Origin of the sequence: Sodalis-like endosymbiont of Proechinophthirus fluctus (assembly GCF_001602625.1) — a bacterium.
In the GTDB taxonomy this organism is placed as follows: domain Bacteria; phylum Pseudomonadota; class Gammaproteobacteria; order Enterobacterales; family Enterobacteriaceae.
The window spans coordinates 24,974-26,081 of record NZ_LECR01000011.1 but is presented as its reverse complement, the minus strand read 5'-3'; the positions used below and the strand labels follow the sequence as shown (position 1 = coordinate 26,081).

Below are 1,108 nucleotides of genomic sequence, written 5' to 3'. Positions count from 1 at the left end.
GATTGGTGCGGTAACCGGCTTTTCGATCGCATCCTGCTGGATGCGCCTTGCTCTGCAACGGGTGTCATACGCCGGCATCCTGATATCAAATGGCTGCGCCGCGATGGGGACATCGCCAAACTGGCCGAGTTACAGCGGCAGATCCTGCACGCTGCCTGGCGGATCCTGAAGCCCGGAGGAACGTTGCTGTATGCCACATGTTCGGTTCTGCCGGAAGAAAACTGCGGTCAAATCGCCGCTTTTCTCGCCAGCCATCCTAATGCCCAGCTGCAGGAAACGGGCGATGCCACTACACCAGGCTTACAATGCTTACCGTCGCCGACGTCGGGCGACGGTTTCTTTTACGCTAAGATGATAAAAGGGGGATGCGGGCCCCCTGACGACGTACATAATAAAAAAGGAGCATGCGCCCGCTAAATAGCGCGCATAATAACAGCAGGGGTTCCCCGTCAGCTAACGTCGTGCTTGGTGAACGCAACGAATTTTATGGAAATTATGGTGCGGAGTGGGTCGGCGGCACGCTGGCGGAAAACCTGATCAGTGAGAATAATAACATCACCATCGTCGATACCAATCCTGACCAGCTGCGCCAGTTGCAGGACAAATTCGATTTGCGTGCAATTCAAGGCATGGGTCCTATCCTTAGATCCTGCGCGATGCTGGGGATGAGGATACCGACAGATAGCCTATACGCTGTTCAAAACGCTGAACTGCATCGCATGCATCCGCTACCACGATTACATCCACGAGAGGCGGGGAGGTTATTTTTAACGGAAGCAGTGCCAATCAATCATTGTAATTTCCCCTTAGCAGCTGGTCACCGATAACATCTATAAACTGATTGAGTACCTCCTCGGGAGCGCTGCGGGTGGTCAATTTCGCTTAAGGACAAAGTTAGCCTAGTGGCGGTCAAGGGCTATTATGGCGGGCTGCTGGTCGGTAATACCCTCTCTCATCTCTGTGCGAACATATGCTGTAAATTGCGAAATACGCATCGCGGCGATTTTTCTCCAGGACTGACTGATTCGCCCTATAGGGTTCGACGATTATCTAGGCGGGCGATAAGGTGTTCTTTTTATCGCCTCGTAGTATATCCGCGCATTGATGA

The 1,108-nt window shown here is 52.7% G+C and carries 1 protein-coding gene and 2 pseudogenes; all 3 read left to right on the top strand.

What is annotated here, in order from left to right; translation table 11 throughout:
- Positions 1 to 417: pseudogene (locus tag BG74_RS15775) on the top strand (hypothetical protein); the annotation flags it as partial.
- Positions 418 to 461: 44 nt separating this feature from the next.
- Positions 462 to 827, top strand: a complete 366-nt coding sequence (locus BG74_RS20185) for an NAD-binding protein (protein ID WP_439895628.1) — start codon at positions 462 to 464, stop codon at positions 825 to 827.
- A 29-nt stretch (positions 828 to 856) separates the two neighbouring features.
- Positions 857 to 1,051 (top strand): annotated as a pseudogene (gene trkA / locus BG74_RS20180) (Trk system potassium transporter TrkA); the annotation flags it as partial.
- Positions 1,052 to 1,108: the final 57 nt, after the last annotated feature.